This window comes from Calditrichota bacterium, assembly GCA_014359355.1.
In the GTDB taxonomy this organism is placed as follows: domain Bacteria; phylum Zhuqueibacterota; class Zhuqueibacteria; order JANLFK01; family Oleimicrobiaceae; genus Oleimicrobium.
On the sequence record JACIZP010000364.1, the window covers coordinates 1 to 7,502 of the forward strand.

General features: G+C 61.3%; 7 protein-coding genes. All 7 read right to left on the minus strand.

The window, feature by feature from the left end; genetic code table 11:
- Positions 1-2,446 (minus strand): PD40 domain-containing protein (locus tag H5U38_15200; GenBank protein ID MBC7188371.1); only part of this gene is annotated, 2,446 nt, incomplete at its 3' end.
- Positions 2,447-2,474: 28 nt separating this feature from the next.
- Positions 2,475-3,695 (minus strand): N-acetylmuramoyl-L-alanine amidase, encoded by a 1,221-nt coding sequence (locus tag H5U38_15205; GenBank protein MBC7188372.1) that lies wholly within the window; start codon positions 3,693-3,695, stop codon positions 2,475-2,477.
- 310 nt (positions 3,696-4,005) lie between these two features.
- Positions 4,006-4,797 (minus strand): class I SAM-dependent methyltransferase, encoded by a 792-nt coding sequence (locus H5U38_15210; protein ID MBC7188373.1) that lies wholly within the window; start codon positions 4,795-4,797, stop codon positions 4,006-4,008.
- A gap of 153 nt (positions 4,798-4,950) precedes the next feature.
- Positions 4,951-5,943, minus strand: coding sequence for an L-glyceraldehyde 3-phosphate reductase (mgrA, locus tag H5U38_15215; protein ID MBC7188374.1), 993 nt, complete (start codon positions 5,941-5,943; stop codon positions 4,951-4,953).
- 148 nt (positions 5,944-6,091) lie between these two features.
- The gene (locus tag H5U38_15220; GenBank protein ID MBC7188375.1) at positions 6,092-6,592 is read right to left on the minus strand and encodes a hypothetical protein; all 501 of its coding nucleotides are present in this window, start codon (positions 6,590-6,592) and stop codon (positions 6,092-6,094) included.
- Positions 6,593-6,625: 33 nt separating this feature from the next.
- Complete coding sequence (locus tag H5U38_15225) at positions 6,626-7,243, minus strand: hypothetical protein (protein ID MBC7188376.1); 618 nt, start codon at positions 7,241-7,243, stop codon at positions 6,626-6,628.
- A 33-nt stretch (positions 7,244-7,276) separates the two neighbouring features.
- The coding region (locus H5U38_15230) for a hypothetical protein (protein ID MBC7188377.1) at positions 7,277-7,502 on the minus strand (226 nt) is incomplete at its 5' end.

Consider the following 7,502-nt stretch of genomic DNA (forward strand, 5'->3'; position numbering starts at 1 on the left):
CGCCGATCTCCGTGAGGGGCGAACGGAGCGACTTGTCCCAGTTCTGGCCGCGCAGAATCTTCTTGATCTGGAAGTAGCCGGACGGGTGTTTGACCAACTGTGCCCCGAGCAGTCCTGTCCGGATGCGTTTGGGCTTGGGCATATCGCCGCCGGTGATGTAGGTGTGCCCGCAGCTGAGCTCGCCGATCATTTCGCCAACCAGGTAGGCGAGGTCGGCGCCATGGTTCACGTGGTCCACCAACGGCCGGTACTTGTCGTGCACCGCCTTCCAGTCCACGCCGTGCATGTTCGGCACGTAGAAGAATTCCCGCATCTGTCGCCAGCACTCGTCGTAGACCTGCGCCCACTCCTCTTTGCGATTCAGGGTCACCTGCAGACCAGAGAGATTGAGCTTGTCCTTGACCTCGATCTTCCCTTTGGGCAGGTCGATGATGGCGTAGGACTGCTGCTGGCTCACGAGCATCTTCTTCTTGTCGGCAGAGATCTCATAGCCATCCACCTGGCCCAGCTCGGTCTCCTTCTGCTTGTCAAAGTCGTACAGCAAGAGGACTGGCTTCTCGTCGCTGCTGCCCTGGCGGATGTAATAGAGCGTGGAGCCCACGGAGGTGAGGTCGCGGTAGGCGGCGGCTTTGATCGGCAGCCCGACAATGCGGTCCTTGAGCCCCTCTGGGTCCACGCGCACGATGAGCTTCTTTTCCTCCTTAGGCTTCTCCTCCTTGGGTTTTTCCTCCTTAGCCGCTTTCTTGGCCGGTTCCTCTTTCTTGGGTGCTTCCGGCTCGGCGGCCACTGCTACCTCGTCGCTCTTAGGCTCGAAGGGCGACTTCACGTCCTTGGCCAGGGTGACGAGGTAGATGCGCGCCATATCGCGATAGGCATGATTCCACTCAGTCTGGCTGTAGATGGGGTTGAAGTCGCGGTCGGACACGAAGAACAGGTACTTGCCGTCTTCGCTGAAGGCCGGCTGCCGGGAGGCATACCAGCCATCGGTCACCTCGAAGGTCTGCCCATTGTCCAGCGCGTAGAGATAGACCTTCGGCATTCCCTCCTCTTCCGGGCGCGAGTAAGCGATCCACCTGCTATCAGGAGACCAGCAGTAATCGCGGATTTCGAAGGCCGTGGCCTGCGCGACGTCTTTGATCACCTTGCTCTCGATGTCCACATAGCGGAGCCTTTGCAGCCGGTCGCTCCACATAATCTTGCGGCTGTCCGGCGACCAGAGGATTTCGTACTTGTAGGTGCCTTCCCTGGAGGTCACCTGCTTGGGTGAGCCACTGCCGTCCTGCGCGACTAAGTAGATTTCGTCTTCACCGCTGGCGTCGGAGATGTACGCCACCCAGCGGCCGTCGGGCGACCACTTGGCGCTGCGCTCGTGGACACCCGAGGAGTTTGTCAAGTTGCGCGTAGGGCCGCGTTCCGCCGGCACGGTGAACACCTCGCCCCGTGCGCCAAAAAGCGCGCGTTTACCATCCGGGGCGATCTCATAGTTGGTGATGTTCTTGCTGACGTCTATGATTGCCGGCCGCCCCGTGGGCAGGTCATCGGCGATGATGATGGGCACCTTTTCGGCCTTCTCCGTGGCCAGGTCGAAACGGTAGATGTAACCGCCCTGTTCGAACACAATGGCGTCGCTGCCCAGCGAGGGGAACTTGATGTCGAAATCGGTAAAGAAGGTCAGCTGGCGCGTCTCCCGGGTGTTCAGGTCGACTACGTAGAGGTTCATCCGTTCGTACGGGTCGCGGTCGGACAGAAAATAGATGCGCTCCCCGCTCCACATGGGAATAATGTCCTGTGCAGGGTGGTTGGTGAGGTTCTCGGTCTTTTTCGTGGCGAAGTCATAAATCCAGATGTCATCGGCCATGCCGCCGCGGTAGCGTTTCCAGGTGCGAAACTCGCGGAACACACGGTTGTACGCCAATTTGCGGTCGTCGGGCGAGAAGGAGCAGAATCCGCCGCGCGGCAGGGGGAGCTGCTCTGGCAGGGTACCGTCCACACTCACCAGAAAGAGTTCGCCGATAAAGGAGTTGAACGACTTCATGCGCGAGCGGAAGACGATCTGCTGCCCGTTGTGTTTCCACCCCATGACGATGTTGTTCGGCCCCATGCGATCGGACACGTCGTCGCGTCCTAAGGTGGCGGTAATCGTCAACCGCTTCGGCACGCCCCCTTGTGAGGGCATGAGATAGACTTCGGTGTTGCCGTCGTACTGCCCGGTGAAAGCGATCCACTTGCCGTCCGGGGAGAAGCGGGCGAACATCTCGTACCCTTCGTGGCTGGTGAGCTTCCGCGCCACGCCGCCAGTGGCGGCCACAGTGTACAGGTCACCGGCGTAAGTGAAGACCAGCTGGTCGCCATAGATGGCAGGAAAGCGAAGCAAGCGCGCCTCCTCCTGAGCATACAGAGAGCACGCGACAATGGCGATGAACACAACGATCGTTGCTCGTCTCATAGTCTCCTCCGTCGTAACGTTTCTTGGTTCAATTCCGCTTACCAAACGAGCGCGATTCTTCCCCGTGAATTGGGTCTTTTGCACAATCGACCGCCACGTAGTACTCCTCCGCCCGTAGTTGCGCCCTGGCTGCTTCCTCCGCCCTTCCGAGGAGGCGCAAGAGCCGCGCCCGTTGCCGATGACAATCACCCGCCAGATACGAATCCGGGAACGAACGGGCCGAGCGCGTGAAGAGTTCATAGGCGCGGCGCAGTGCATCCGGGTCGCCCTGCTCCATCAGACGCTCAGCTTCCAGGAAATCCTCTCGCCAGAGACGAGCCACCGGACTCATGCGCTCCGCCTCTTGGAGCACGCGAAAGGTATCCACCTGCACCCTCGTGCCCTTTGCCAGAATAGCTGGCATGGGCTCCCGGAAGAAGGCCTCCAGCCCCTCCACATACGCCTCCGCTTCACGGCGATTGTACGCAGGCTGCCTCAGGCGGTGCTCCTCCTCTGGATTGGTGAAAAACGACGCCTCGACAATGACTCCCGGAATGCCGTAGCTGTGGCGCAGAACCGCGGTTCCAGCCGTGGGGAAAATCGTGTGATCAGACACCAGGCTAAGCGGCGTTTCCGGGCGATGGAGGGCGCGCGCCAGGGCACAGAGCAGATGACGCCCCAGCATCACGCTGGCCTGGTTTTCGGAAGCGCTCCCATGGAAGTAGACCACGGGAAAGTTCACCCCGGTGTCTGCAGTGGCGTTGTGGTGGATGGACAGGAACACATCTGCCTTCCCTGCAACTGCCAGGCGGGCTCGCTCAGCCAGCGGCACATCCACATCCTCGGTGCGGGTCATGAGCACCTTGGAGCCGCGTGCCTCCAGCAACTGCCGCAGGATCAAGGCAACGCGCAGGTCAATCCACTCCTCCCGTTCTCCTGTGGGACCCACGCGGTAGGAGTCCACAGCAGCCGTGCCGCCGTGTCCGGGGTCAATGCAGATAGTCCTGCCTCTCAGCACAGAAGGCCGGCTACAGCTAACGACAGCCGACAAGAGGCAGAAGGCCACGGTCACCAAATAACCAACCGAGGCGAGTTTCTTCCGTCGATCGACAAGATTATGTCGGTCATGCCTCGTCTCCGACCAACCGCCTGCGGCAGCCAGTTCGCGCCTTCGCGGGGCCCTTGGCGGGGCACCTTTCGGGTGGGCTCTTCCCGCGCAACCGAGACGGTCGGCTCGGCTCGTTGGCTCGTGGGAGAAGGATGCTGCCATCGTGAACGCATTGTACGAATTTCATGAGAAAAAGTCAAGAAGAATATCGGCAGGGGCCAGAGCTTGTCGCCACGCAGGCGGCTGGAGGGGTTCTGGCAGTAAACGACCCGAGCAGAGCCTCGGTTGCGAAATAGCTACCTGGGATGCGCAAGTCGGCCCCCGAAGTCGCAGACACCACTGATGCATACTCGGAGGGACGTTCCTGCACTCGCGCTCCATTTGACCTTGAGGGCCCCGGTGCGTGGTCGCTCGAGCGTGGCGGATGAAAAAGAGCGCAGGCCGAGAACAGATGCCCCGAGACGGCCGACACCTACCGCCTTGCCACCGCAAAGAGGTACAGGCCCCACTGTGCAGAGCGCCGCGTGGGAGCTATCCGCCGGAAAAGGGCAGGGGGAATCCGGTCTCCAAGAGGATGGAAGAGCAAAGGCAGCAGGAGAAACAGTCCGTGGATCTTCACCTCCGTGAAGCCCACCAGCCTGCACAGCTGGCGAAAATAGGCAGGCGTCCAGCGCTCTTCGTATCCGTAGGAACGGGAAACCAGGCCTCGCACCGTGGGGTAGAAACGGACCAGCTTCCGGTGGAGGACAAGCTGGTGTAACGCTTCATAGACGATCCAATCCTTGCGGCAAGCGTTGGGCACGGAGATGATCGCCCTCCCACCTTCCCGCAGAAGCCTGGTCCAGCCTTCCAGCACAGGTACGTGGTTCCGAAAATGCTCGAGCAGGCCGAAGGAGATAAAGGCGTCGAAACGGTGAGGCTTGAAAGGAAGATGGGCCGCATCGGCCACTACTGCCAGCGCCCGCCCTGAGGCAAGCCTTGTCCTGGCGCACGTCACTCTCGCATTGGAAACGAGCAGATCGGCCCCCACGCAACGGACACCTCGCCGCAACAGATGCTCCACCCACCGGCCTTCACCACAGCCGAGGTCGACCACCATCTGCCCGGGCAGCAGATTATCGTCCAGCATTTGCTGGACCTGACGGTCATAGGCAGCGGAAGTATACTCCGCAATGTTGGACCAGCGCGGCTTTGGCAGAATGGCTCTGCCTTTGCCGTAGCGCTCCCACTCCTGCTTGCTGCCTTCTTCTGCTTCGCTTGCCATCGCGCTACGCCTCCCGTTTCATGCTGGGCACAAGGTACCCGAGATCTCCGGCATTCTCCCGAGCTCGGCATGCCCTGGGGTACAAAGATCCGGCTCATCCTGGGAGGAAGCGCCTTCGCGTCTCCGCCCCGGATTGGGCAATCGGCACCCCAGTCACGCTTCAGGTCCCAACACGCCGTCTATGCTCTCGAGCTCCTCCGGAGAAAATTCTAGGTTGCCCAGCGCCTGGACATTGGCCTCAAGCTGCGCAACCCGGCTCGCCCCGACGAGGGCCGAGGTCATGTGCGGGTGCCGCAATACCCAGGCGATGGCCATCTGCGCCAAACTCTGGCCGCGACGTTTGGCGATCTCATTGAGGCGGCGCACCTTGGCCAGCGTCTCCTCCGTCAGCTGCGCTGGTCGCAGGAAACCATGCGGCTTGGCAGCCCGCGCATCAGGCGGAATTCCTTGCAAGTAGCGATCGCTGAGCACCCCCTGCGCCAGAGGCGAAAAGGCGATGCACCCGATGCCAAGCTCTTCGAGGGTAGCCAGCAGGCCATCTTCGGCCCGGCGGTCGAGCATGTTGTACTTGGGCTGGTGAATCAGACAGCGCACACCCAGCTGCTCCAGGATTGCTGCGGCCTGGCGCGTCTGCTCAACACCATAGTTGGAAATGCCCACATACAAGGCCTTCCCCTGGTGCACGGCGTGCGCCAGTGCGCCCATGGTCTCCTCAAGCGGCGTGTCGGGATCGAAACGGTGGCTGTAGAAGATGTCCACATAGTCCAGCCGCAGCCGCCTGAGGCTCTGGTCAAGGCTGGCCAGCAGGTACTTGCGCGAACCCCACTCGCCGTACGGGCCCGGCCACATGAGGTAGCCTGCCTTGGTGGAGATGACCAACTCGTCGCGATGACCGGCAAGGTCCTGGTGGAGGATCTTGCCGAAATTCTCTTCGGCACTCCCCGGCGGGGGACCGTAGTTGTTGGCCAAGTCGAAGTGGGTGATGCCCAAGTCGAATGCGCGCAAGATGATGGCCCGAGCGGTGGAAAAGTCGTCTACACCGCCGAAATTGTGCCACAGACCCAGCGAAACAGCCGGCAACTTGAGCCCACTCCTGCCACACCGGCGGTAGTTCATCCTGTCGTAGCGGCTTGCGTCCTCTTGCATCTCTCATCTCCCGAGGTGCTCAGGCGGTAACTGTCCTGCGTAGGGGCTCACTTCGCTCCATCTGGTTCGCTGCAAGAACCCGCACGAGATCGCCTTGACTCCTCCGCGTGGTTAGTCGGAACAGGGCTCCCACCTGCCGGGCACCTCATCAGCCGAAGAAGAAAAACTTCCGCTTCTTGACGCCCAATCGGCGCAAGTAGGCATCCAACTCGGGCAACGGCCGGTCAGGCGGACGTAGCACTCTGGCGGCCGAGGTGAAAGTCTCAATGGGGAATCGCACGCGCAAAAGCTCAAAGTTCTTGTCAAAGTCATTCACCGGTAGGGCGCGGCCTGCCAACCAGCCGAAGGCATCCAGCAGCGCGCCGAGCCCCTTCTTGCGGAAGGAGATCACGGGTATGGGATAGTCGCTGCCGTAGAGAAAGCGATGCGGCATCCTCTTGGCCAAAGGCAGCACCTTGGCGACGTACTCGAATCTGCCCGGGAGGCAGAAAGCCGACATATCTGCGTAGAGCGGCACAGTGGCGGCCACTTGCGCCACGCGCTGAAGGAGAAGGTCAAACACCTGCTCCCAGTACTCGTTATGCCGGTCGAAGAGCGGGCCCAGTGGCGTGGCTGCGTGCGCCACAATGACGGTGGCCCCGTTCTCCAAGGCGAGCGAAATCCCATCGCCGGGACGTGAACCCTAGCGCCCGGCGGCGGCGTTGAAAAGGAGTTCATCTGTAGTGTCCAGCACCGTGGGGATGGTCTCCTCAGGGCCCACATGCATGAGAAGCGGCAAGCCCAGCAACGCCAAGGCGCGATAGAAGCGCACCGCCAACGGGTGCGTCGGGTCAATGCACTGGGCGGAGGGCAACCACTTGCACAGGACTGCTCCGTCTCGGGCGCAGTCCCACAGGCGCTCCAGCGCATCCGGCGCGTAGGGATGCACCGAACAGCCGAAAAGAAACACCGGATAGATGCGCGCCAGACCAGCGCAGTAGTCGTTGGCAACGTAGAGGTGGGTCGCTTCGCGCCGCAGCTGGCCATCTTCGCCATAGACCGCGTCCAGCGCCAACAGCACTGCCTTGTCCACGTGCCGCGACTCGCGCACCTGGCTGAAGAGCACACTCACATAACGCGGCCCAGTGATGCGCTCTTCGCTCAGCTTGGTCACCAGCTTCACCCCTTCGAAGGAGGCGGATTTCTTGAACTCCTCGGAGACGTAGTACATCTCCTCGTTCTCCCCCGCTGGTCCGGCAATGTGCACGTGCGTGTCAATGACGTCCGTGGGCGAAAAGGAGCGGGGCATTCCTCTGCCCATGGTCATCCTCCACGATTCCGCTGACCGCGGTTCTCAGAACTCACCGCTGAGGCCCACCGCAAAGTTGCGAATCTCCCCCATGGTGCGCTCGATCTGCGTGTAGTAGTAGTCAAGCGCATTGTTGACGGCAGCATGCAACTGCAGATTTCCCAGATGCCAGATGAGACGAAAGTTCCAGACCTTCTGTGGCACTCGTTCATCGTAGCGGAAGAGCTTGACGGCTTCCATGCGGCTGGCGTAGCGGTAGTCAGCCTGCACC